Origin of the sequence: Lysobacter sp. FW306-1B-D06B (assembly GCF_038446665.1) — a bacterium.
GTDB lineage: Bacteria > Pseudomonadota > Gammaproteobacteria > Xanthomonadales > Xanthomonadaceae > Lysobacter_J.
On record NZ_CP151802.1, the window covers coordinates 728,280 to 751,987 of the forward strand.

22 protein-coding genes are annotated in these 23,708 nt (G+C 69.7%); 8 read left to right on the forward strand and 14 right to left on the reverse strand.

The features are described from left to right. Positions 1–88: 88 nt before the first annotated feature. The gene (locus AAFF32_RS03350; protein WP_342316488.1) at positions 89–1,066 is read right to left on the reverse strand and encodes a DMT family transporter; all 978 of its coding nucleotides are present in this window, start codon (positions 1,064–1,066) and stop codon (positions 89–91) included. After that, positions 1,063–2,016: an aldo/keto reductase gene (locus AAFF32_RS03355; RefSeq protein WP_342316489.1), complete on the reverse strand. Its 954-nt coding sequence runs from the start codon at positions 2,014–2,016 to the stop codon at positions 1,063–1,065. The genes AAFF32_RS03350 and AAFF32_RS03355 overlap by 4 nt, the downstream gene beginning before the upstream one ends. Positions 2,017–2,244: 228 nt before the next feature. Here AAFF32_RS03355 and AAFF32_RS03360 point away from each other — a divergent pair, with 228 nt between their 5' ends. Continuing rightward, a complete protein-coding gene (locus AAFF32_RS03360) occupies positions 2,245–3,354 on the forward strand; it encodes a hybrid sensor histidine kinase/response regulator (RefSeq protein WP_342316490.1) in 1,110 nt (369 codons plus the stop codon). Between the two features lie 180 nt (positions 3,355–3,534). Here the strand turns inward: AAFF32_RS03360 and AAFF32_RS03365 are convergent, their stop codons facing one another. Further along, the gene (locus AAFF32_RS03365) at positions 3,535–3,945 is read right to left on the reverse strand and encodes a hypothetical protein (RefSeq protein ID WP_342316491.1); all 411 of its coding nucleotides are present in this window, start codon (positions 3,943–3,945) and stop codon (positions 3,535–3,537) included. 105 nt (positions 3,946–4,050) lie between these two features. Between AAFF32_RS03365 and AAFF32_RS03370 the strand changes: the two genes are divergently transcribed. Beyond that, on the forward strand, positions 4,051–4,746 hold the full coding sequence (locus AAFF32_RS03370) for a Fe2+-dependent dioxygenase (protein WP_216964986.1): 696 nt from the start codon (positions 4,051–4,053) through the stop codon (positions 4,744–4,746). A 76-nt stretch (positions 4,747–4,822) separates the two neighbouring features. Beyond that, positions 4,823–5,743 (forward strand): methyltransferase domain-containing protein, encoded by a 921-nt coding sequence (locus AAFF32_RS03375; RefSeq protein WP_342316492.1) that lies wholly within the window; start codon positions 4,823–4,825, stop codon positions 5,741–5,743. Here AAFF32_RS03375 and AAFF32_RS03380 read toward each other — a convergent pair. The 6 genes from AAFF32_RS03380 to hrpB form a co-directional block, all read right to left on the reverse strand. Further along, positions 5,695–6,783 (reverse strand): saccharopine dehydrogenase NADP-binding domain-containing protein, encoded by a 1,089-nt coding sequence (locus AAFF32_RS03380; RefSeq protein WP_342316493.1) that lies wholly within the window; start codon positions 6,781–6,783, stop codon positions 5,695–5,697. The genes AAFF32_RS03375 and AAFF32_RS03380 overlap by 49 nt on opposite strands. 10 nt (positions 6,784–6,793) lie before the next feature. Further along, the gene (locus AAFF32_RS03385; RefSeq protein ID WP_216964980.1) at positions 6,794–7,684 is read right to left on the reverse strand and encodes an alpha/beta hydrolase; all 891 of its coding nucleotides are present in this window, start codon (positions 7,682–7,684) and stop codon (positions 6,794–6,796) included. Further along, the gene (locus tag AAFF32_RS03390) at positions 7,684–7,821 is read right to left on the reverse strand and encodes a hypothetical protein (protein WP_216964978.1); all 138 of its coding nucleotides are present in this window, start codon (positions 7,819–7,821) and stop codon (positions 7,684–7,686) included. The genes AAFF32_RS03385 and AAFF32_RS03390 overlap by 1 nt, the downstream gene beginning before the upstream one ends. 96 nt (positions 7,822–7,917) lie before the next feature. Next, positions 7,918–8,754 (reverse strand): AraC family transcriptional regulator, encoded by an 837-nt coding sequence (locus tag AAFF32_RS03395; protein WP_216964976.1) that lies wholly within the window; start codon positions 8,752–8,754, stop codon positions 7,918–7,920. A 149-nt stretch (positions 8,755–8,903) separates the two neighbouring features. Continuing rightward, on the reverse strand, positions 8,904–9,896 hold the full coding sequence (locus AAFF32_RS03400; protein ID WP_216964975.1) for a sulfotransferase: 993 nt from the start codon (positions 9,894–9,896) through the stop codon (positions 8,904–8,906). A gap of 257 nt (positions 9,897–10,153) precedes the next feature. Beyond that, on the reverse strand, positions 10,154–12,676 hold the full coding sequence (hrpB, locus tag AAFF32_RS03405; protein WP_342316494.1) for an ATP-dependent helicase HrpB: 2,523 nt from the start codon (positions 12,674–12,676) through the stop codon (positions 10,154–10,156). Between the two features lie 160 nt (positions 12,677–12,836). Between hrpB and AAFF32_RS03410 the strand changes: the two genes are divergently transcribed. Then, complete coding sequence (locus AAFF32_RS03410) at positions 12,837–13,634, forward strand: TatD family hydrolase (RefSeq protein WP_216964971.1); 798 nt, start codon at positions 12,837–12,839, stop codon at positions 13,632–13,634. Positions 13,635–13,642: 8 nt separating this feature from the next. Here the strand turns inward: AAFF32_RS03410 and AAFF32_RS03415 are convergent, their stop codons facing one another. Then, on the reverse strand, positions 13,643–13,963 hold the full coding sequence (locus tag AAFF32_RS03415) for a hypothetical protein (RefSeq protein ID WP_216964969.1): 321 nt from the start codon (positions 13,961–13,963) through the stop codon (positions 13,643–13,645). A gap of 215 nt (positions 13,964–14,178) precedes the next feature. Between AAFF32_RS03415 and AAFF32_RS03420 the strand changes: the two genes are divergently transcribed. After that, positions 14,179–16,140, forward strand: coding sequence for a winged helix-turn-helix domain-containing protein (locus AAFF32_RS03420; protein WP_342316495.1), 1,962 nt, complete (start codon positions 14,179–14,181; stop codon positions 16,138–16,140). Between the two features lie 366 nt (positions 16,141–16,506). On the opposite strand, the gene panE is transcribed toward AAFF32_RS03420, so the two are convergent. The 4 genes from panE to AAFF32_RS03440 all read right to left on the reverse strand — a co-directional run bounded on the left by panE (position 16,507) and on the right by AAFF32_RS03440 (position 20,033). After that, positions 16,507–17,448, reverse strand: a complete 942-nt coding sequence (panE, locus tag AAFF32_RS03425) for a 2-dehydropantoate 2-reductase (protein ID WP_342316496.1) — start codon at positions 17,446–17,448, stop codon at positions 16,507–16,509. A 77-nt stretch (positions 17,449–17,525) separates the two neighbouring features. Then, positions 17,526–18,029 (reverse strand): hypothetical protein, encoded by a 504-nt coding sequence (locus tag AAFF32_RS03430; protein WP_216964956.1) that lies wholly within the window; start codon positions 18,027–18,029, stop codon positions 17,526–17,528. Between the two features lie 169 nt (positions 18,030–18,198). Continuing rightward, positions 18,199–19,005, reverse strand: coding sequence for an ABC transporter permease (locus AAFF32_RS03435; RefSeq protein WP_216964954.1), 807 nt, complete (start codon positions 19,003–19,005; stop codon positions 18,199–18,201). Continuing rightward, on the reverse strand, positions 19,002–20,033 hold the full coding sequence (locus tag AAFF32_RS03440) for an ABC transporter ATP-binding protein (RefSeq protein ID WP_216964952.1): 1,032 nt from the start codon (positions 20,031–20,033) through the stop codon (positions 19,002–19,004). The genes AAFF32_RS03435 and AAFF32_RS03440 overlap by 4 nt, the downstream gene beginning before the upstream one ends. Positions 20,034–20,123: 90 nt before the next feature. On the opposite strand from AAFF32_RS03440, the gene AAFF32_RS03445 reads away from it, so the two are divergent. From AAFF32_RS03445 to AAFF32_RS03455, 3 genes are all read left to right on the forward strand, one after another. Further along, positions 20,124–20,903, forward strand: coding sequence for a ferredoxin--NADP reductase (locus AAFF32_RS03445; protein WP_342317210.1), 780 nt, complete (start codon positions 20,124–20,126; stop codon positions 20,901–20,903). Continuing rightward, the gene (locus tag AAFF32_RS03450) at positions 20,900–22,093 is read left to right on the forward strand and encodes a hypothetical protein (RefSeq protein ID WP_342316497.1); all 1,194 of its coding nucleotides are present in this window, start codon (positions 20,900–20,902) and stop codon (positions 22,091–22,093) included. The genes AAFF32_RS03445 and AAFF32_RS03450 overlap by 4 nt, the downstream gene beginning before the upstream one ends. An 86-nt stretch (positions 22,094–22,179) precedes the next feature. Beyond that, on the forward strand, positions 22,180–23,706 hold the full coding sequence (locus AAFF32_RS03455; RefSeq protein WP_342316498.1) for an alpha/beta hydrolase: 1,527 nt from the start codon (positions 22,180–22,182) through the stop codon (positions 23,704–23,706). Positions 23,707–23,708 lie beyond the last annotated feature (2 nt).

Sequence of the window (23,708 nt, forward strand, 5' to 3'; positions counted from 1 at the left end):
GGGATCCAGCGACTTCAGACGTTTGAAAGCGCAAGGCGCTGGATTCCCGCTTTCGCGGGAATGACGAAGAGCGTTGCCCCAAGCGCAATTAGCGCGAAGCCTGCGGACTCGACCGCGCCTCCTCATCCACCGGCACCGGCACCGAGTTCGCCCCGCGCCGCGTCAGCAGCAGCACGCCGCCCACCACGACCGCCGTGCCGACCAACTGCACGGCCGTGATCGGCTCGCCCAGCAACCACGCGCCCAGGAACACCAGCGACACCGGCCCCAGCACCGACAGCTGCGCCGTCGTGCCCGCACCGAGCCGCGCCACCGCGCCCATCGTGAAGGTCACCGGCAGGAAGGTGCAGAAGAACGCGTTGATCGCGGCCAGTCCGTACACCGTGGGCGTCAGTTCCAGCAGGTGCGAGGGATCGCGTGCGATGACGTAGTGGATGAGCGTCGCCGCGGTCGACACGCACATCGCATACGCCACCAGGCGCAGCGAGCCGATGCGCGCGATGAGCTGGCCCGACATCGACAGGTACAGCGCGTAGCTCAGCGCCGCCAGCAGCACCAGGCCGCTGCCGAGCAGGATGTGCTCGCCTTCCACACGCAGGTTCTCGACGAACACCAGCGCCACGCCCGCGTAGCTCACCGCCAGCGCGATCCATTCGCGCCGCGCGACCTTTCGCTTGAACGCGAACACGCCGATCAGCAGCACGAAGGTGGGGTTGAGGAACAGGATCAGCCGCTCCAGCGAGACCGGCACGTACTCCAGGCCCCAGAAGTCGAACAGGCTCGACAGGTAATAGCCGAGCACGCCCAGGATGAGGATCAGGCCGAAATCCCGGCGCGTCATGCGCGCGTGACCGGGCCGACGCGTCTCGCGGATGCCCAGCGCTACGAACAGCGGCAGCGAGAACAACATCCGCAGCGCCAGCACGTCGAGGGCGTCGATGCCGTGCCGGTACTGGAACTTCGCCAGGACCGCCTTGGCGGAAAACAGGATCGCGCCGGTGGCGGCCATCGCCAGGCCGACGCGGCGCGCCGCGTGCGGGTGCGCGGTGGAGACGGTCGTGCTCATTCCGCGCTGGCCTCGTCCAGTTGCGCCAGCTGCGCGGCGCCCAGCGACAACCGCGCCGCGGCGAGCAACTCGTGCAGCTGCGCCACGCTGGTCGCGCTGGCGATCGGCGCCGCCACCGTCGGCTGCGCCATCAGCCACGCCAGGGCGACCTGCGCCGGCGTGGCGCCCAGGTCGGAGGCGACATCGTCCAGCGCCTGCAGGATGCGCAGTCCGCGCGGGTTGAGGTACTTGCCGATCGCGCCGGCACGGGCCGCGCTCTTGCCCAGGTCGGCCTCGCTGCGGTACTTGCCGGTGAGGAAACCGCTGGCCAGGCCGTAGTACGGGATCACCGCGACATCGCGCTCGCGCGCCAGCGGTTGCAGCGCGGCCTCGAAGCCGGCGCGGGCGTAGAGGTTGTACTCCGGCTGCAGGGTCTCAAAGCGCGGCAGGCCGTGGCGCTCCGCCACGTCCAGGGCCTCGCCCAGACGCGCGGCGGAGTAGTTGGACGCGCCGATCGCCCGCACCTTGCCCTGCTCGATCAAGCGGGCGAACGCTCCCAACGTGTCGGCCAGGGGCGTGGACGCGTCGTCCTCGTGGGCCTGGTAGAGGTCGATCACGTCGGTTTGCAGGCGCCGCAACGAACCCTCCACGGCCGCCTGGATCGTGTCCGGGGCGAGCCCGCGGTGGCGCTCCCACTTGCCCAGCTTGGTCGCCACGATCACCTTCGCGCGCTTGCCGCTGCGGGCGAACCAGCGGCCCAGCAGCGTTTCCGACTCCCCGCCCTGGTGGCCGGGCACCCAGTACGAGTACGAATCGGCGGTGTCCACGAGGTCGAAACCGCTGTCGACGAAGGCGTCGAGCAGGGCGAAGGTGGTCGCCTCGTCGGCGCTCCAGCCGAACACGTTGCCGCCCAGGGCGAACGGAGCGACACGCAGGGAGGATCGGCCAAGGGGGCGAGGATCGGGGCGCATGGGGGTCGGCACGCGAGTAGGGGGACACATGATGCGATGCGTTCTATGCGACGGGGCGGATGCGTTTGCAACGCCGTGTTGCCGATCCGGCCCATGGAGGGTCCGGGCGCGCTCAACCGCTCTTCCGGGGACGCCATGCACGCAATCGGCCGCCTTTCTGCTACCGTCTGCCTCAATGAAACCGCGGCGCGAAGGGGGTCTGCGCTGCCCCGGGGACAGGGACGCAGCATGGTCATAGCCGCAGGCAATTCGGGCCGGATCCTGGTCGTCGACGACCAGAATGTAAACCTGCGCGTGGTCGGCACGCTGCTGGCGCGTCAGGGTTACGAAGTCATTTCCGCCAGTTCCGGCGAAGAAGCCCTGCAGCGCTACATCGAAAGCCCGCCGGACCTGATCCTGCTCGACATGATGATGCCGGGCATGGACGGCTTCGATGTCATCGCCGCGCTGCACGAGTTGGGACCGCTGCAGGTGCCGGTGGTCTTCGTCACCGCCGCGCACGACCGCGACTTGCTGCTGCGCGCCTTCGACGCGGGCGTGGTCGATTACGTCACCAAGCCGTTCCTGCCGGAAGAACTGCTGGCGCGCGTGAACGCGCACGTCGGCCTCAAGCTCACGCGCGACCGCCTGGAACGCGTGGCGCGCGAGCGCGAAGAGCTGGTCAACCTGGTCGCGCACGATCTGAAGAACCCGCTGAGCAGCGTGGTCTTCGCCGCCGAACTGCTGCGCAGCGGCCTGTGCAAGTCCGAGCGCATTCCGCGCTACCTGCAGATGATCCACGAGAGCGCGGACGACGCACTGGGCTACATCCACCATTACCTGGAAAGCCAGTCCGATCCGCGTCCGGACGAAGCCGCCAGCGGTGGGCGCGCGGACCTGGGCGAAACGCTGGAATGGCTGCACAAGCGCTACGAGATGCAGCTGGAAGCGCGCGGCATCCGCGTCGAACTGCGCCCGCCGGCGGGGCTGGCGCAGGTGAACATCCACCCGCGCGTGCTGCGCCAGGTGGCGGAAAACCTGGTCACCAACGCGATGAAGTACGCGCCGGATTCGGAATTGCTGCTCACCGCGCGCACGGGCGCGCCGGGCTACTGGCAGCTGATCGTGGCCGACCGCGGCCCGGGCATTCCGCCCGAGCGTCAGAAGGAGCTGTTCATGCCCTTCGTGCGCCTGCACGACGACCCGCAATACAACGGGCTGTCGAACGGGCTCGGGCTGTCGCTGGCCAAGCGCATCATCGCGCGTGCCGGCGGCCAGCTCTGGTACGAACCGCGCCGCAACGGCGGTGCCCGCTTCATCATCGAGCTGCCGGAAGTGCCGTCGCCGACGATGGTGTGATCGCGGCCAACAGGCTGCCTCGCTTTAGTGCATGAAGCTGTCGTTCCCGCGAAGGCGGGAACCCGACTGTGCGTCAGTCACGGCCTCCGGCGAGCGGGGTTGCGTCGGAACGCGGGATCCCCGCCTTCGCGGGGATGACAGCTTTGGGTCCATTCGCCTGGCGTCATGGTTCCGCGCGATTCAATGCTCGACGTGCGACTCCCGCGTCGTCGCGTTGCGATGACGCGCCGCCGGCGCGCGACGGCCGCTGCCACGACGCGCTTCGACCCGGCGCGAACTGCCTTCGATCGCCTCCTGGCCATTCAGCTCTTCCTCGGCCCGGCGCGCACGACGCTTGGCGGCGTACCAGAGCAGCCCCGCGCCCGCGACGGCTGCCGCGACCAGCACCGGATTGCGCCGCACGAAGCCGCCCGCGACGCGCGCGCCCGTCTTGAGTGCGCCCAGCTTGGCGCCGGTTTCCAGCCATTGGCCGGCGTGCTGCGTTACCGAGGGAACCGTGTGGCGCAGGTTCTTGCCAACGTGGCGAAGGTTCTCGCCGACCAGCGAGGCCAGGTCGAGCGCGCGTTCGGGGAGCGAAGTCAGCTTCGTCATGGTGCCCATTCCATTTCGCGAAAAGCGGAGTGCAGTGTCGGCAAGCCATCGTTGAAGCGGTGTGAGCGCGGGGCCCGGTTGCCGGCCCCCGGCTGAATGCCGATCATGGCCGCACCCACACCGCGCGGCGCCGCCATGATCCGAGTCCTGCCCAACGTGCTCTCCGCCGCGGAATTGCAGACGGTGCGCGAGCTGCTGCCGCAGATCCGCTTCGGCGACGGGCGCATGACCAACCCCGACTCCACGATCAAGCAGAACCTGCAGGCGCCGCAGGACGATCCGGTCAACCAGCGCATCGCGCTGATGGCCCGCGACGCGCTCATGCGCGTGCCGGAGCTGCGCGTGTTCGCGCAGCCGCGCACGATGGCGCGCACCACCTGTGTGCGCTACGAGCCGGGCATGAACTACGGCTGGCACGTGGATGAAGCGCTGTTCCCATCCACGCCGCCGATCCGCAGCGACCTGTCGTGCACGGTGTTTCTCAACGATCCCTCCGAGTACGACGGCGGCGAGCTGACAATCCAGCTCGGCGCACAGGAGCTGTCGTACCGCCTGGATGCGGGCAGCGCGATCCTGTATCCCTCCACGACGATCCACCGCGTCACGCCGGTCACGCGCGGCGTGCGCATCGCGGCGATCACCTGGCTGCAAAGCTGGGTCGCCGACGCCGGCCGGCGCGAACTGCTGGTGCAGCTGGAGGAAGCGCGCGCCATCGCCTCAGGCGGCGGCGACCCGAAGCGCCTGCAGGTGCTGCTGGAATCGCTGCGGACGAACCTGTTCCGGATGTGGGCCGACACCTGAGGCGTGACGCGCGTCTTGTCCTGGCCTGCACAGGCGCGGGGATACTGTCGGCGGATCCCACCGGAATTCGCCGCCTATGCGCGCTGCCGCGTACCACTGCTCTGCCCACATGGACGAGGCGGACCTGGAGGCCACGCGGCCCGACTGTCCGATCTGCGGCTCGCGCAATCGCCGCAGCGTGCTGCCGTTGCAGGAAAGTCCCGACGTCGCCTTGATGCACTGCCTCGACTGCGAGGCGACATCGGCCTCCAGGATGCCGCGCCCCGACGTGCTGGACCGCTACTACGCCGGCTACTACGACAACGGCGAGGAAGGCGTCACCTTCGATCGGCCCACCCGCTTCGCGCGTCACGTGTACCGCCATGGCGGGCCGCACCTGGGTGCCCTGGAGGGACGTGCGCTGCGGATGGTGGACTTCGGTGGCGGTGACGGCACTCACTCGGCGCTGATCGCGCGCGAGCTCCTCGCGCACGGCGCGAGCAGCGTACGCATCGAACTGGTGGACCACTCACCGTCCACGGCGGATCCCGGCGATGCCCGCATCCAGTTCGAGCGCGTGGCGGACGTCGAACGCATTGCGCCGGGCATGGCCGACATCGTGCTGGCAAGCGCCGTCCTGGAACACATCCCCGAACCCCGACCGGTACTGCTGCACCTGCTTTCGGCGATGAAGCCCGGCGGCATCTTCTACGCGCGCACGCCGCACGTGGTGCCGCTGATGAAGCTGGCCCGCACGCTCGGCACCTCGCTTGATTTCACTTACCCCGGGCACGTGCACGACATGGGTGCGCGATTCTGGGACGGCGCGCTGGACCGGTTGGGCATGGCGCACGACTACCGCATCCTGCGTTCGGCGCCGTCGATCGTCGAAACCACGATCGACCGGCACTTCGCGCGCACCGTGCTGGCGTATGCATTGAAGTGGCCCGGGCGCCTGTTTCCGCACCATTACGGACTGGTGGGCGGCTGGGAAGTGTTCCTGCGACGCGAACACTGATCCGCACCGTCGTCCTCTTCGCGCCAGGCGAAGTGCTCCGGCGACAACGCGTCGAGGAAATCGCACGCATCGAACGCCTCGCCGGGCGACCACGCGCCCGCACCAGGCGCGTGTCCGGCGAGCACGCGCTCCAGCGCTTCCACGATCAACGGTGCGGTGACCGCATAGATGTCGCGCCCCTGCGCCACGCTTCGCCGGACCTGCGCGCCACGGCGCACACGCACGTCCAGCACGAAGCACTGCGCCGAGCGGCCGCGTTCGTCCGCCGCTTCCGGCGGCGGCGTGGACGGATCACGCAGGTCGCGTAGCGGGGCCAGGTTCATGTAGGCGTGCACGCGCGGACAGCGCACGTGGCGGGCGATGGCGACGATCTCCGACAGCGACAGCATCACCGCGTCCTGCGTTCCCAGCGGCGATGGGTAGTCCCATTCGCGAACGGGCGGTGGATCGGGCAGCACCTGCAATTGCCCGCCTTCGACGATCCAACGCGGCCAGGTGTTGCGCTCTCCGGTGACGCGCGTGCCGGCGGTGGGATGCCAGCCGTCCAGGCCGACGGCGATGTCGATCGCATCGGCCTCGTCCCAATCGCCCATCGCGGCGGTCGCCAGCAGGTCCGCGAATGCGCCGTAGAACGCGACCGACGGCATCGCCACCACGCCCGCCGCGCGCGCGCGTTCGTTGTAGTGCGCGAACACGTCATGCGCGGCGCGCTGCTCCGCGCTGGTGTCGAAGTAGTGCGCGCCGGCACGCAGCGCCGCTTCGATCACCGGCACGGCGGTGTCCAGGAACGGCCCCGCGGCGTTGATCACGGCCACCGCTCCGGCAAACGCCGCGTCCAGTGCGTCCGCATCGTCCACGGCGGCCACGTGGCAACGCAGCCCAGGATGCGCGCGCGCCATTTCCGCCAGCCGTACCACGTCGCGGCCGCACAGCACGGGCGTGCGGCCGCGTCGCAGCAGTTCGGCGACGATGAAGCGTCCGGTGTGGCCGGTCGCGCCATACACGACGACCGGTCCGTTCACATTGCGCGCATCGTTCATCGCCGACACCTCACGCCGTGGCATCGGCAAGCGGCGCACGCGCCTGCACCGCCAGCAGGTGCGCGCGCAGTTCGCGGTTGAACTCTGCCGCGCGCTCTTCCGGGAAAAAGATCCGCGCACCTTCGAAGTCGATGCGGCGCGTCGTGCCCGGGATCGTGCGTTCCAGCCAGCCCGCCCACTCCAGCGGAAAGTAGACGTCGTCGGTGCCCCACACGATCAGTGTCGGCGCCTGCAACCTGCGCAGGCCGTCCTCGATGGCCAACGTGTGCCGACAATCGAACGCGTTGACGAAACGCTCCAGCTCGGCCAGTCGCCGTGGCGAACGCACGAACGGTTGAAGGTAGGTGTCGATCGTCGCATCGGTGACGAGGTCCGCGCGCTCGTAGGCCGGCGCGAGCGCGGCGCGGTACACGTCCTTGTCGTCCACCATCGCGCGCAGCGTGTCCGCAAGACCACCCGCCGCGACCATCGCCACGAACCCCTGGAACGCTTCCGGCGGCCAGTTGTCGTGCGCATCGCAGTTGGTCAGCGTGAGGCTGCGCAGCCGTTGCGGGTACAGCGCGGCGAAGATCTGGCAGATGCCGCCGCCGCTGTCGTTGCCGACTAGATCGACGCGATCGATGCCCAGCGCGTCGAGGAACTGCGCGAGCATGTGCGCGTTCGCGGTGACGGACACGTCCTGGCCGTCGGCGGCCTGCGTGTCGCCGTGCGCGAGCAGGTCGACCGCGATGCAGCGACGCACGTCGTTCAGTGCATCGAGCTGGTGCCGCCACAGATGGCCGTTGAGCAGCACGCCGTGGACGAACAATGCCACCGGGCCGCGTCCGTGTTCGATGTACGCAATGGTGCCCGACGGAGTCGCCACGCTGCGGCGCGCGGCGGGGAAGGTGGACGCGTTCATCAGCGGCTCCGCTCGGCTTCGCGCAGCTTCTGCGCGCATTCCTCGCAGCACACTTCCACGGCGCGCCCGCCGATGGTCACTTCCACGCGGTTCTCGTCCAGCGGGTAATCGCAGACGGCGCAGGTGTTCTCGCTCATGACACGCTCCTTTCAGGCCCGGCGATTCCGGGCAACGTCAGGAGACCATCTGCGCGCGTGGCGCGCTGTCGGATTCTTTAGCGATCGCGCGGCGCGTCAGGCGCTCTTGGCGAGCGCCGCGGTGCGAAACGCGCTCGGCGTGCGGCCGTAGGCCTGCTTGAACGCCGCGCTGAAATGGCTGTGGCTGGAGAAGCCCAGGTCCTGCGCCAGCGCCGACATGTCCTCGCATTGCGCCACGCGATCCAGCGCGCGCGCCAGCCGCAGCTGCAGGTGGTAGCGGTGCAGCGGCATGCCTTCGACCTGCGCGAAGGCCTGCGTGAGGTACACCGGCGAGCCGCCGATCTGCGCGGCGATGTCGGCCAGCTTCCATTGCCGGCCCAGGTCGCTGGCGAGCAATACCTTCACGCGATCCACCAATCGCCGCCGCGCCTGCGTGGCCGTGGTTTCGTGCGCCGTGCGCGGGCCGAGGCTGCGCGAAACCAGCGTCACCGCCAGCACTTCGGCTTCCAGCGGTTCGATGCCGCCGTGCCGCAGGCTGTGACGCAACAACGCGACCAGCGCCTGCGCGCGTGCATCGATGCGCAGCGATTGCAGTCGATACGAAGGCTCGTCGTGGCGCTGCATCAGACCGGAGGGCGAAAGCTCGCGCAGCAGTTCCGGCGCCACCGCGAGCACCAGGCTCGCATCGCCACCGTCCACCGGGTGACTGACCTGATAGCCCTGCCCCGCATTGAAGAACAGCACGTGGTTCGCATCGGCGACGGCCTGATCGGCGCCGACGTGGCGCGCGTACAGGCCGCGATACGGAAACACCAGGTGCGTCGCCGCCGCGCATTCCTCGGCGCTGCGATGACGGCAGGTGCCCGCGCAGAACACGTCCTTCACCTTGACGGTGCCGGTGTCCATGAGCGTGTGGACGGCGAAGTCGGACATGCGCGGCGCAGCTTAGCGCAGGGCCCGTGGCGCGGGCGCCGGGGCCGGATGAACACGGCGCATGGCGCCTCCAGGGTGGGTGACGGGGTCGGCATTGGTTACTCGCACATTATTGGAGCGCGCCGCCCGCCGCGACGCTGTCGGAATCTTTAGATCGCCGCCAGCGCCGCGACCCAGGCTTCCGCGTCGGCGATGTCGTCGGCGAAGGTCTGCATCGCCAGCGCCAGGTCGTGCGCGCGGTCGTCGCGTCCGTAACCGTGCGACTGGGCTTTGGAATAGCGACCCCACGCCGGCGACGCGACCGCCTCGTCCACGCGTTCCGTATCGAGGCCGAAGTGGACCGCGACACGATGCAGCTCGCGCTGCGGCGAGGCGAGCAGCGCCTCGAAGTCCATGCGGATCACGCGATCGCCGTCGTGCCCGCGCGCGATGGCGTCGAAGCGCATCTGCTCGGCCAGCCAGCCCATCGCGCATTGCCGGTGCAGCGGGATCTGGTGCAGCGCGAGGTGGCGCGCGACGCCGTGGTACTGGAGGTAACGCAGGCGTTCGGCCGCGGCGCTGGCGGCATCGAACACCGACGCGGGCGATTTCAGCAGCGTGGCCAGGTACGCACGCAGCGGCATGTCCAGCAGCACCGCGCGCAGGCCGGGCTGGCCCTCCAGCAGCGGTGCGATCAGGCCGTTGCAGCTGCTGGTCGCCTTCACCACGCTGCGCGACTGCGGCGGCAATGCCTGCGACCAGCGCGACCACAGCGCGTGCAGCGCCTGTTCGGCCTGCATCGGCGAGAGGCGCGAAACGGGTTCCTCCAGCGTCGGCCATGCCTCGGCGAGCGTGCGCAGCGGCAGCGGTTCGCGCAGTCCCTGCACCTGCGGCCAGGCTTCGAGCAGGCGGCTGAGCAGCGTGGAGCCGCAGTGGCCGATGTGGAAGATCGCGTGCGCCGGCGGCGACGCGGGCACGCGATGCGTGAGCAGCGCGTCGAGCGGGAGCCAGCCGCCCTCGGCGTTGGGCGGGATCGCGCGATCGTCGAGGAAGGCGGCCTCGCGCCGCTGCGCGGCATCGAAGCGCAGCCACAGCACGCGCCGGCCGACGAGGTCGAGCTTGAACGGCAGGAATTCGGGCTGGTCGAGCGGCGAGAGGGTCATGGCGCGAGTTTAGGACAGAGCCCCTCTCCCGCTCGCGGGAGAGGGGTTGGGCTGAGGGCAACACAATGCCGTCATTCCCGCGGAGGCGGGGCTTTTGGGCTGCCGAACGGCAGCACCATCCAAGGCAAACAGCCTCATGCCTTCCGTCGAGCGTGATCCGCCTGGGAGTTGGATCCCCGCCTTCGCGGGGATGACGTCTTGGGCGCGGCGAAGCTTGAGCGCCTGGGTCCCCGCCTTCGCCGGGATGACGGATCGCCCTACGTCCCGCGAGGCTTCGCCCGATGCGTCGCCGTCGCGCTCCACGGATCGTCGGGCCACGGATGCTTGGGGTAGCGGCCCTTCATTTCCTTCTTCACTTCAGGATACGTGCGGTCCCAGAAGCCCTTCAGGTCCTGCGTGATCTGCAACGGCTTGCCGCCGGGCGAGAGCAGGTGCAGCGTCAGCGGCACGCGGCCATCGGCGATGCGCGGCGTGTCGGCCAGGCCGAACAACTCCTGCAGCTTCACCGCCAGCACCGGCGCGACGGGCGCGTCGGCCTCGTCGTCGAACGCGTACTCGATGCCGCGTTCCATCCCCGACGGCACGACGATGCGCGTGGGCACGAGCGCGTCGATCTTCTGCCGCGTCGCCCAGGACGTGGTGGACTTCAGCGCCTCGCCGAAGGCCGCTTCGTCCAGCGCGTCCAGCCGCGTCTTGCCGGTGAGCGCGGGCTTGAGCCACTCGTCCAGCGATTCCAGCAGCGCGGCGTCGGACAGGTCGGGCAGGCCGTCGAGGTCCGGCATCCATGCGCGCAGACAGCGCACGCGCGCACGCCATTGCGATTGCGACGCCGTCCACGGCAGCGCGCGCAGGCCGAGCTGGCGCACCGCATCGACGAGCGCATCGGCGTAGCGCGCGGGGTCGGGTTTGGCGAGCGGCTTGCTCTCGATGACGATGCGGTCGAAGCGCGTTTCGCGCACCGCCGCGATGCCGCGCACGTTCGCGTCCCAGACCACGCGGTCCTGGGTGACGAAGCGCTGCGGGAAGTCGCGCTGCAAGCGCGCCTCGTCCAGCGGCGCGCCGTGCAGGATGCGTGCATCGCGCGGGTCGTCGCGCAGTTCGCTGATGGTGATCCAGCGCTCGCCGTACAAGGTGCTGTCGTCGAACAGCTTCGCGCTGCGGCCGTTGGCGAGCTGGTAGCGGTACGGATCGGACGGATGCTGACGCGCGATGCGGTCCGGGAAGGCGTGCAGCAGCACGTCGCCGAGCCGGTGCGCGGGCGCGTTGGTGGGCGGTGCGGCGTCCAGGCGCAGGCGGCGACGCCATTGCTTGGCGGCCTGGTCGAGCGCGGCGAGCGAGGAACGCGAGGCATCCGGTGCGACACGCCCCGCGCGGAAGGCCGCCAGCGCCTGCCAGCGTTCGGCCGCCGAGTCGCTGCGCTGCTTGCCCGGTAACGGCCGCAGCGGATCGCGCGCTTCCAGCAGCGCGGCGAGGTCGCAGGCCAGCGCCTGTTCGCTGCGGTCGTTCGGCGCGAGCAGCATCGCCGCCAGCCGCGGGTGCGTGCCGAGCGCGAGCATGCGCCGCCCCAGCGGCGTGATCGAGGCGCCGTCGAGCGCCCCCAACCGCTGCAGGAGTTCGCGCGCGGCGGCGAGCGCGCCCGGCGGCGGGGCATCGACGAAGCGCAGGTTCGCATCGCCCCAGGCGGCCAGTTCGAGCGCGAGGCCGGCGAGTTCGACCTGCGCCATCTCCGGACGGCGCTGCGGTTCCAAGCGCTGCGATTCCGGCCACAGCCGCCAGGCCCAACCGTCGGCGACGCGACCGGCGCGGCCGGCGCGCTGGTCGGCGGAGGCCTGCGCGATGTTCACCACGTCCAGCCGCGCGAAGCCGCTGTTGGGGTCGTAGCGCGGCTCGCGCGCCAGGCCCGAATCGATCACCACGCGCACGCCCGGCAGGGTCACGCTGGATTCGGCGACGTTGGTCGCCAGCACGATGCGGCGGCGGCCGTCGGGATCGGGCTGGAGCACGCGCGTCTGCTGTTCGACGGGAAGTTCGCCGTGGAGCGTGAGGATGTCGGCGGCGCCGGGAGACGCCCCCTGTTCCAGCGCGGCCTGCACGCGCGCGATCTCGCGCTGGCCCGGCAGGAAGACGAGCACGTCGCCGGGATGCTGCGCCAGCGCGTGCTCCACCGCGCGGCGCGCCTGGTGTTCCAGCGCTTCCTCGCGGCGCGCGGGGAAGTGCGCGATCGACACGGGAAAGCTGCGGCCGGCGCTGCTCAGGCGCGGGGCGTCGAGGAAGTCCGCCAGGCGTTCGCCGTCCAGCGTGGCCGACATCACCACGATGCGCAGGTCCTCGCGCAGCCCGGCCTGCACGTCCAGCGCGAGCGCGAGGCCGAGGTCGGCGGAGAGGTGGCGTTCGTGGAACTCGTCGAACAGCAGCGCGCCGACGCCTTCCAGCATCGGATCGTCCTGCAGCATGCGCGTGAGGATGCCCTCGGTGACGACTTCTATCCGCGTGGCGGCCGACACCTTGTTCTCGAAGCGGATGCGGTAGCCGACAGTGCCGCCGACCTCCTCGCCGCGCTGGCGCGCCATGAAGTGCGCGGCGGCGCGCGCGGCCACGCGGCGCGGTTCCAGCATCACGATCCTGCGGCCTTGCAGCCAGGGTTCGTCCAGCAGCGCCGGCGGCACCTGCGTGGTCTTGCCGGCGCCGGGCGGGGCTTCCAGGACCAGGCGCGGGTGTTCGGCCAGGCTGGCGCGGATGCGCGGCAGCAGCTCGTCGATGGGGAAGGCGGTGCGATTCACGCGCGCAAGGATACGGGACGGCTGCGGGCGATCCCTGCCCGTGGCGTTGCATGGCCGCGCTCGACGCCGACGGGGCTGGTTTGCGCGCCGTATCCCGTCAGGCCGAACGCGGCCATGCAACACCGCGGGTGCGCCGCGTCGCCGCCGTTAAACTGGGCGCATGGAATTGATCGACATCGGCGCCAACCTCACCCACGACTCCTTCGACCCCGACCGCGACGCGGTGCTGGCCCGCGCGCGCGAGGCCGGCGTGGCGCAGATGGTGATCACCGGCGCCAGCCGCGAGCACTCGCCGCAGGCGCTGAAGCTGGCCAGGCGGCATCCGGGCGAGCTGTTCGCCACCGCCGGCGTGCACCCGCACCACGCCACCGAGTACACCGCGCAGTGCGACGCGGAGATGCGCGAGCTGCACACGCATGCGGAGGTGGTCGCGGTGGGCGAATGCGGGCTGGACTACTTCCGCGACTTCTCGCCGCGCCCGGCGCAGCGCCGTGCGTTCGAGTTGCAGCTGCAGATCGCCGCCGAGACGGGCAAGCCGCTGTTCCTGCACCAGCGCGATGCGCACGCGGACTTCATGTCGATGATGCGCAACTTCGACGGCCGCCTCGGCCCGGCGGTGGTGCACTGCTTCACCGGCACGCGCGAGGAGATGTTCGACTGCCTCGACCGCGACTGGCACATCGGCATCACCGGCTGGCTCTGCGACGAACGCCGCGGCCAGCACCTGCGCGAGCTGGTGAAGCACATCCCGGCCGACCGGCTGATGATCGAGACCGACGCGCCCTACCTGCTGCCGCGCACGATCCGGCCGGCGCCGGCGCACCGCCGCAACGAGCCGATGTTCCTGGCGCACATCGTCGAGGAACTGGCCCGCGATCGCGGCGAGGACGTGGCGACCACCGCCGCTGCGACCACCGCGACGGCGCGGGCGTTCTTCCGCCTGCCGCCGCCGCGCTGAGGCGCCGATCACCTGCGCGCCACTTGGCGTGTGTCGGCTTCCACGTCCAGCACCAACCGCACCTTGTCGGCCGACTGGCAGGCGCGCTTGGCGTCGCCCATCAGGCGTGCGCGCACGGCGTAGGCCTGGCTGAAGTTGGCCACGCCGGTGAGGCGGGTGATGTCCTGCTGGCTCGGCAGCGCCGGGCGGGCGCAGTCGATTTCCAGCGTCACTGGGCCGGTCTCCTGGGCGGAGGCGGGGGCGGCTGCCAGCGCGGCGGCGAGCGCGAGGGCGGCGGCGGCCAGGGGAACGACGGCGGCGGGCCGGAACGAAAAGGACGAAGCGTTCATGGCGATCTCCTCGGGGGCGGCGCGGAAGGGCCGACCGTGGGGCCAGCGTCGCGCCCAGGCCGCGCCGGGTCTTGAGGGCGCGGTGAGGGCGGCATGGGGGCATCGCGAGGGATCCATCCCAAGCTTGGGAAAACCTTAGGCCGCGTCAGCGGGCAGGCCGCGTATCCGTAAATGGGCTCTTCCCCCGCGCGCCGATGACCTGCCCCGACCCGCCCGTGCTCGAATTCGACGACATCACCCTCGACCTCGCCGGCCGACGCCTGCTGCGCGCGGGCGAACTGCAACCGCTGGAGCCCAAGGCCTTCGCCGTGCTGTGCCTGCTCGCGCGGGCGCCGGGGCAGGTGTTCTCGCGCGACGAGATCCTCGACGCGGTCTGGGGCCACCGCCACATCACCCCGGGCGTGCTCAACCGGATCATCACCCTGCTCCGCCACGCCCTGGGCGAGGACGCCCATCACCCGCGCTACCTCCATACGGTGCATGGCTACGGGTACCGGTTCGACCGCCCGCTGGCAGCCGCGACCCCGACAGCACCCGTAAGGGACGACCCGGCCGAAGCGACGGCCGACAGCGCCGACGCCTCGCGCGCACCCGGAGATGACGTGGGCGCGGCCGATGGAGCGCCGCCCGCCCGGCGTCGGGCATGGCCGTGGGCGCTTTCGGCGGTGCTGGCCCTGGCGGTCGGGGGCCTGGGATGGAGCTGGTGGGCGTCCCGCGACACGCCGCCGCCGCCCCCCGCCTCCGCCCCGGGCTCGGCCGCCGCACCGGTGCTGGCCGTCCTGCCGCTGCGCGCCCTGGGCGACGACCCGCGCAGCCTGGCCTTCGCCGACGGCCTGAGCGAGGAACTCGCCGGCCTGCTCGCCCACATCGATGGCCTGCGCGTGACCTCGCGCACCTCGGCCTTCCGCTTCCGCGACGCCGGACTGCCGGTGTCCGACATCGCCCGCCGCCTGCAAGCCACGCACGTTCTGGAAGGCAGCGTGCGCCAGGACGGCGAGCGCCTGCGCATCAACCTGCGGCTGATCGAGGCCGGTACCGATCGCACGCTCTGGGCGCAGGACTTCGACCGCGAGCTGCGCGACATCTTCGAACTCCAACGCAATATCGGCTATGCGATCGCCAACGCGTTGCAGCTCCAGCTCGGCCTGTCGCCGAGCAGCGCGCGCGCGGACGAAGACCCGGCGCTGTACCGCCAATACCTGCTGATCCGCTACAGCCAGCGCGGCGAGAAATCCACGACACCGGCGCTGATGACCGCCGAGAAGGAGCTGCGCGAGATGCTGCGCGAGCATCCGGATTACGCGCGTGCGTGGGGCGCGCTGGCGGCGATCCTGTCGCAGCGGGCCACGGCGCCGATGCCGGGTCGCGACGAACTGCGCGCACAGGCCGAGCAGGCCGCGGCGCGTGCGTTGCAGCTGGACCCGGACCAGTCGGATGCGCACACCGTGCTCGCCGAACGCGCCTGCCGCGCGCAGCGGTGGGACGAGTGCATGGCGCTGTCGCGGCGTTCGCTCGTGCTGGCGCCGTCGGACGTGGTCGTGCGCGGCACGCATGCCTGGCGGCTGGCGACGATGGGCTACATCGACGAGGCGCAGCGCGAGATCGACGCGGCGCTGGCGATCGCGCCGTTCGATCCGATCATCCATTTCTGGCGCGGCCGCGTGCTCGACACGTTGGGCCGGCATGAGGAAGCGCGCCGTCACCTCGTCCTCGGCGACCCGGGCCTGTCGGTCACCGGGCTGTTCTTCAACGCGGTCTGGCGCGGCGATTACGACGATGCCGAGCGCATCGCCTCGAGCCTGCCGGCCGACATGCCGTGGCGCGCATCGGAGCTGGCGGCGGTGGCGGCACTGCGCGATCCGTCGCGCTGGCCGGCGGTGCTGCCGCTGATCGAGCAGGCCGAGCGCGGATCGCAATACGGCCAGGTGCCCTACGACTTCACGCGCCTGCTGTTGCCGCGACGCGACTACGCACGCGATATCGCCGGGCTGGATGCGGTGCAGCGGTCGGGGTATGCGTCATACCAGTGGGTGTTCTGGCAACCCGAATCGCGCGAGCTGCGTCGCGACCCGGCCTTCGCGCAGTACCTGCAGCGCAGCGGTTTGCTGGCGTACTGGCGCGAGCATGGGTTTCCGGCGCAGTGCCGGGCGGAGGGGGATGGGGCGCGGTGTGATTGAGCGGTGAGCCGCTTGACCGTACGCCTACTCTCACCGTCCTCCCGGCGAAGGCCGGGACCCAGGCCCGTAACGTAGGAGCACTCCCTCTTCGGTGAACCACTCCACCGTCATTCCCGCGAAGGCGGGAATCCAGGGCCTCTTCACGCTTTGCCGGTAGCCTATGTTCGCAACCGTTGCGATCGATCACCCATTCGGACAGCTTGCTGCGAAAGCATGGAAAGTCCCTGGATTCCCGCCTTCGCGGGAATGACGATGAGGAAGAATTCAGCGGCAATAGAGTGCCCGAAGGAAGGATTACTCAGCGCCCCGAGCCTGGGTCCCGGCCTTCGCCGGGATGACGGTGCGGGTGAGGGCACATAGGCGGCATCACGCCTTGTTGAGCGATGCCTCATACGCCTGCAAATGCACCCACGCCGTCGCCAGCAGCGGCGCGTGCAATCCCGCCGCTTCCGCGCGCAGGTGCATGTCGCCGACGATCTGCAACGCCTCCACGGGCTGCCCGGCTTCCAGATCGCGCAGCATCGACGCTTTCAACGGCGAGCCCGAAGCCGTCAGCGTGGAAAGCGCCGTCTGCTGCGCCTGCGCGTCGATCGGCTCGCCTTCTGCGGCAGCCACTGCGACGCATTCGGCATACAGCGCGCGCATGAACGCCTCACCGCCCTCGCTGCCATTGATGCGGCCCACCGGCGCGCGCATCAGGCAGGTGGCCGCGGCGAGCGTGGCGAGGAAGGTGAACTTGCTCCACTGCTCGCGGGCGATACGTAGCGAACGCACGTGATCGACGTGCGCACCCGCGCACAGCGCTGCGAACGCCGCGGTGCGTGCGCTGGCGGCCTCGCCCGAGCGCTCGCCGAAGGTGATCGAGGCCGGCTGTCCGAGGTGTCGAACTTCGCCCGCGGCGCCCTTCATCGCGCTGATGAAACACAGACCGCCGACCACGCGATCGGAACCGAAGCGCGCATCCAGCGGTGCGTAATGGCGCAGGCCGTTGAGGATAGGCAGAACCCACGTGCCCTCGCCCATCGCAGGCGAGATGGCCTCCATCGAGCTGTCCAGGTCGTAGGCCTTGCAGCTCAGCAGGACCATGTCGAACGGGCGCGCCGCCGCGAGCGAAGGCAATGCATCGGCCGTGGTGTGCGCGACGCGCAGGTCGGCGTCGCCAAGCGGACTGCGCAGTTGCAGGCCATGCGCATCCAGCTGCGCCGCACGCGCGGGGCGTACGAGGAAGGTGACATCCGCGCCGGACTGGGCCAGGCGCCCGCCGAAGTAACCGCCGGTGCCGCCGGCACCGAGCACGAGCACGCGCATGCAAACTCCGTCCGCAAAAAACCTGCGTGCACGTTACCGCAAAAAGTGGCGCCCGCTTGCGCGGACGCCACCGGGTTTCACGCGCCCTTGATCGCGCCGAGGAAGGAAGGATCCTTGATGATCTCTTCCACGTTGAGCTTGATCGTCTCGTTCAGCGCGCCGAACACGTTGGCGAACTTGTTGGTGTTGCGCTGCGTGTTCTTGACCTGCTCGTACACCACCTTGCCGGCGGCATCCTTGACGGTGTAACGCACGCGCAGCGTCCAGTCGACGCTGTAGCCCAGGTCGTCGATGAGGAACTCCTCGATGTTGCCGGACAGCACGTTGCCTTCGGTGCCGACCTTCACCCCGACGAAGCGCAACTCGGAAAACACGGCGTCCCGCATGATGACCGAGACGTCCTTCTCGAAGTAGATGTTGCCCATCGCGGTGTTGCGCACCTGATTCGGCTTGACCTTGCCGGCCTGCGCCGGTCCATAGCCGAAGGCGGTGACCTGCGTGGTGCCTTGCGCGGTCAGGACCGAGCTGGGTGCGTAGTTGATTGGCACCGTCGCCGTACAGCCGACCAACAGGCTGCTCACGAACACAGCCGCCAGAATTCCCTTCAAGTTCATTCCTCTCCCCCTGTGATGGATCGCGGCAATTGGCGACCGGGCATGCATGCCCCCGCCCGGGCCGGGGCCCGCGCATTTCCCCCGCGCCTTTGTAGCCGAAGCGTCCCGGCGCGGGCAATGGAGAGGAAGCAGGGCCTCAGCTGCGCAGGCCGACCCCGCGCTTGAGCAGCCACAGGCCCAGCGCACTGAGCGCGGCCACGAAGCCGAGCATCAGGCTGTACGACACCCACAGCGGCACGTCCGACACGCCGAGCAGGCCGTAGCGGAACGCGTTGACCATGTAGAAGATCGGGTTGGCATGGGTCAGCGCCTCGGCCCACGGCGGCAGCAGCTTCACCGAATAGAACACGCCGCCCAGGTAGGTCAGCGGCGTGAGGATGAAGGTCGGCACGATGGCGATGTCGTCGAACTTCTTGGCGTACACCGCGTTGACGAAGCCGGCCAGCGAGAAGATCGTCGCGCCCAGCAGCACCGTGGTGAAGGTGACGAACGGGTGCGGCATGCTCACGCGCGTGAAGAACATCGAAATGATCAGCACGATGACGCCGACCATCAGGCCGCGCAGCACCGCGCCGGACACGTAGCCGGTGAGGATCACCCAGCTCGGCATCGGGCTGACCAGCAGCTCCTCGACGTGGCGGCCGAACTTGGCGCCGAAGAACGAGGAGGAAATGTTGCCGTAGCTGTTCTGGATCACGCTCATCATCACCAGGCCCGGGACGATGAAGTCCATGTACTTGATGCCGTCCATCGTGCCCACGCGCGAGCCGATGAGGCCGCCGAAGATCAGGAAGTACAGCGTCATGGTGATCGCCGGCGGCACCAGCGTCTGGCCCCAGATACGCAGGATGCGGTTGACCTCGCGGCGCACGATGGTGCCCAGTGCGACGAGGTTGCGCTGGGCGTTGGAAATTTCCGTGGTGGTCTGCGTCATGTCGTTCATGCCACCTGCTCCGGCGGCGTCTGCGAGGTGCTGTCCTGCGCGTTCTCGCCGGTGAGGCGGACGAACAGTTCTTCCAGCCGGTTCGACTTGGTGCGCATGGAGCGCACGCGGATGCCCGCATCGCCCAGCGCGGCGAACACGCGGTTGAGGTCCATCGCGCGCGGCATCTCGATGTCGAGCGTGTGGTCGTCCGTGGCGGTCAGCGTCGTGCCCTCGATGACAGGCAACTGCGCGGGCAGCGTGCCGTCGATGTCGAGCAGGAAGCCTTCCACGTCGAGCTTGGCCAGCAACGCCTTCATCGGGCCCTGCTCGACGATGCGGCCGCGGTCGATGATGGCGAGGTTGCGGCACAGGCTTTCCGCTTCCTCCAGGTAATGCGTGGTGAGGATGATCGTCGTGCCGGCGGCGTTGATCTCCTTCAGCGTCTTCCACATGCCGCGGCGGATCTCGATGTCCACGCCCGCGGTGGGTTCGTCCAGGATCAGCAGACGCGGCTGCGTCATCATTGCGCGCGCGATCATCAACCGGCGCTTCATGCCGCCGGAGAGCGTGCGGCTCATCACCGTCGCCTTCTCCCACAACTGCGCGCGCTTGAGTTCCACTTCGGCGCGCTCGATCGCCTGCGCGCGCGGCACGCCGTAGAAGCCCGCGTAGTTCACGAGGATGTCGAGCGGCTTTTCGAACATGTTGAAGTTCAGCTCCTGCGGCACCAGGCCGATCAGGCGCATCGCCGCATCGCGGTTGCGCGCCAGGTCGACACCGAAGATGGAGACCGAACCTTCGCTGAGGTTCACCAGCGAACTGACGATGCCGATCAGCGTGCTCTTGCCGGCGCCGTTGGGGCCGAGCAGGGCAAAGAAATCGCCAGGGGCGACGTCGAGCGAAACGCCCTTGAGCGCCTGGACGCCCTTCTTGCCGGCGCCGAGGTCGTAGGTCTTGCGCAGGTCGCGCACGGAAAGGGCGGGAGCGGTGGGGACCGCACCGGTGTGCGCGGAAACGTGCGCAGGAACAGGGGTTGCCGGGGTCATTCGAGAGGGCCTGCGCCGCGGCCTCGCGGCGATAGACGGTAGTATAGGCGCCCGCGCGTGGCCACTCCGGCCACAGACTGTTGCAGCTTCATTGGTACCGCCGTGGCCATCCAGCACTTCCCGCTCAAACTCGTCTCCCGCCGCATGCTGGCCCCCAGCGTGGGCCACTACACGTTCGTGCGTGACGACGGGCAGCCGCTGGATTTCATCCCCGGCCAGTTCATCCAGGTGCATTTCCAGTACGCCGACGGCGCCGCGACCAAGCGCAGCTATTCGTTGGCGACCATCCACGAGCACGCGCTGGGCCCGGGCGAGGCGGTGGAGATCGCGGTGAGCTACGTGCCCGGCGGCGCGGCGACGGCGCTGTTCGAGGGACTGGAGGACGGCGGCCGCGTCGATGCAAGCGGTCCGTTCGGGCGCTTCTGCCTGATGCCGGGCGACACCAATGCGCGCTATCTGCTGATCGGCACCGGAACCGGCGTCACGCCGTATCGCGCGATGCTGCCGCAGCTGGAAGCGCTGATCCGCGAGCGCGGCGTGCGCGTGGTGCTGCTGTTCGGTGCACGCAACCCGGAAGAACTGCTGTACGGCGAGGAGTTCCGCGCCTTCGCCAACAAGCACCCGGAGCACTTCCGCTTCGTGCCGTGCTTCTCGCGCGAGCTGCCGGCCAAAGGCTCGCCGCATGCGCACGAGGACGCGCGCCGCGGCTACGTGCAGCAGTTCCTGGATGAGTTCGGCCCGAACGCGACCGACGACATCGCCTACCTGTGCGGCAACCCCAACATGGTCGATGCCTGCTTCGAAGCGTTGAAGGGCCACGGCCTGCCGGTGCCGCAGGTGCGTCGCGAGAAGTACGTCAGCAGCAAATGAGCCAGGCCCCGGCCGGCGCGATGGATCGCGAATCGGGGCCGGTGCCGTGGCCCGGGGCCGAACCCGTCGTGGTTCCTCGCCGGCACTGGCGATGGTGGAAGTTCGCTTTGTGGTTGTTGAGCGCCGGCCTGTCGCTGGCGCTCATCACCGGCGCGTCCTACCTCAAGGACGGCGAAGTCCTCGCGGTGCTGTTCCTTCTGGTGCCGTCGTACTGGTTGCACATCGTGCTGCACGAATCCGGTCACGCGCTGGCCGGCATGGCGTGCGGCATGCGCCCGATCGCCTTCAGCATCGGCGCGTTCCGTTTCGAGCGCGGACTGTCCGGCTGGCGCTGGCGCCATGGCGGCGCGATCGCCGGCGTGGGTGGCTTCGCGATGCTGCTGCCGGCCGGTGGACGCGGCCATCGTCGTCGCGATGCCGCCTTGTACACGCTGGGTGGTCCGCTGACGACGCTGGCCGTGACGGTCGCGGCGATCGCGATGGTGTCGTCGATGGAGATCCCTTCGGCGTCGCGTGCGTTCTTCCTGGCCATCGCCGTGATCGGCGTTCCCGGTGTCGTCGTGAACCTGATGCCCCTGACGGTCCACGGCTGGCAGAACGACGGCCGCCTGCTGCTGGACCTGATGCTCGGACGTCCGAATGCCCTGGTGGCGCAGCGCCTGCGCGCGGCCGCCGCGCTCTCGCTCGCCGGCGTGCGGCCCCGCGACTGGCCGGCCGACATGGTGCCCTTCGATATCCCGGACACCGGCCCACTGCGCGCCAATGCGTTGCTGATGCACCTGGGATGGGCCGACGATGCAGGCGACCGCGCGTTGGCGGATCGCGCCGCGGCCGCGTTGGCGGATGGCTTCTGGACGACACCGGCCGCGCTGCGTCCGCACCTCGCGCTCGCACTTGCGGGACATGCCATTCGCTCCGGCGATGGCGGCGCGGCGCGCGCATGGCGGCCTTACTGCGACGGCGGCCTGCTGCATATGGGCGCCGGACGCGCGTGGCTCGATGCCGCGCTGGCCGTCGATGCGGGAGAGTTCGAGGCGGCTTGCGTCGGCGTCGCATTCGCGCGGCTGGAGGTGGCGCGAATGCATGACATCGCCGGCGCGCGGATCCTGGCCGAGCACCTCGACGCGCTGGACGTGCGCATCCAGCGCGCGCGAAGCAGCAGCGTGCAACCCGCGCTGCCCACCACGTAAGCTCGGCACTGCGATGGCGGCAGGCGTTCCCGCCGCGCCGTCGCTCCGTCACGCTTGCTCGGCAGCCGTCCATCGCAGAGGAACGAATGCACGTCCATCCCTCACGCATCGCAGCGCTCGTCGCGGCCTGTTTACTCGCCGGCTGCGGCGGGACGGCGCCGGGCGACTCCGCGAAGTCCACCGATGCCGCGATCCGGCATTTCGGCTCCATCGCATTCGAACCCTGCACACTCTCCAGCCCGCTGGCGCCATCGAGCATCGACGCGCAATGCGCGCGCTTCGACGTGCTCGAGGATCCGCAGCAGCGCGACGGCCGCAAGATCGCGTTGAACATCGCGTGGCTGCCCGCGAACGACAAGGGCAGCACCGCGCCTGATCCGGTGTTCTTCCTCGCCGGCGGGCCGGGGCAGGCGGCGACGGAGTATGCCGCCGAGATCGACATGGCCCTGCGCGAAGTGCGCAAGCACCGCGACATCGTGTTGATCGACCAGCGCGGCACGGGCAGGCTCAGCCCGCTGGTGTGTCGCGATGCGAACGGCCGCGAGCTTTCGCTGTCCACGCAGGACGAAGCCGACGCCGATGCCATCGCCGCCTACGCCGCGCGTTGCGCACAGGCGCTGCAGGACAAGGCCGATCCGCGCCTGTACACCACCACGCAGGCGGTGTCGGACCTGGATGCCGTGCGCGCGGCGCTGGGCGTGGAGCAGGTGAACCTCGTCGGCGTTTCCTACGGCACGCGCGTGGCGCAGCAGTTCGCCGCGCGCTTCCCGCGTCATACGCGTTCGCTGGTGCTCGACGGTGTCGCGCCGAACGATCTGGTGGTGGGCGGCGAGTTCGCGCGCACCTTCGAGCGTGCGTTGGAGTTGCAGTCGGCGCAGTGCCAGTCGCTGCCCAGTTGCCGCAAGCGCTACCCGCGCGATCTGCGCACGCAGCTGCGCGGGCTGAAGACGCGCCTGGAAGCGGCGCCGGTGCAGGTGGAGTTCCGCGATCCGGCCACGGCGCAGAAGCGGCGCGATACGCTCACCGCCGATACCGTCGTCGGGCTCACGCATCTGTTCTCGTACATGCCGCAGATGATGTCGTTGATGCCGGTGGTGATCGACGAGGCCGACCGCGGCGAGTACGCGCCGCTGATGGCGCTGGCGCAGCTGGCCACGCGCAGCATGGACGGGCGCATGTCGCGTGCGATGCAGTGGTCGGTGATCTGCGCCGAAGATGCCGATCGTTTCCATCCGGACCCGAAGGATGCCGATACCGTGCTCGGCGCGGAAACGGGTCCGGCGTTCTTCGCTGCCTGCAAGGCGTGGCCGCACGGCACACGTCCGGCGGATTTCGACACGCCGCTTCGTTCCAACGTGCCGGCGCTGTTGCTGTCGGGCGAGATCGATCCGGTCACGCCGCCGGCCTATGGCGAGCGCGTGCTGAAGGGTCTGCCGAACGGCCGCCATTTCGTGCTGCGCGGCCAGGGCCACAACGTCGGCGCGGTGGGATGCCTGCCCAAGCTGGTGGGCCAGTTCATCGAATCGCTCGATGCGAAGTCGCTCGATGCGCGCTGCCTGGATTCGATCGGCTACGTGCCGCCGTTCACCGGATTCAACGGATGGGAGCCGTGACC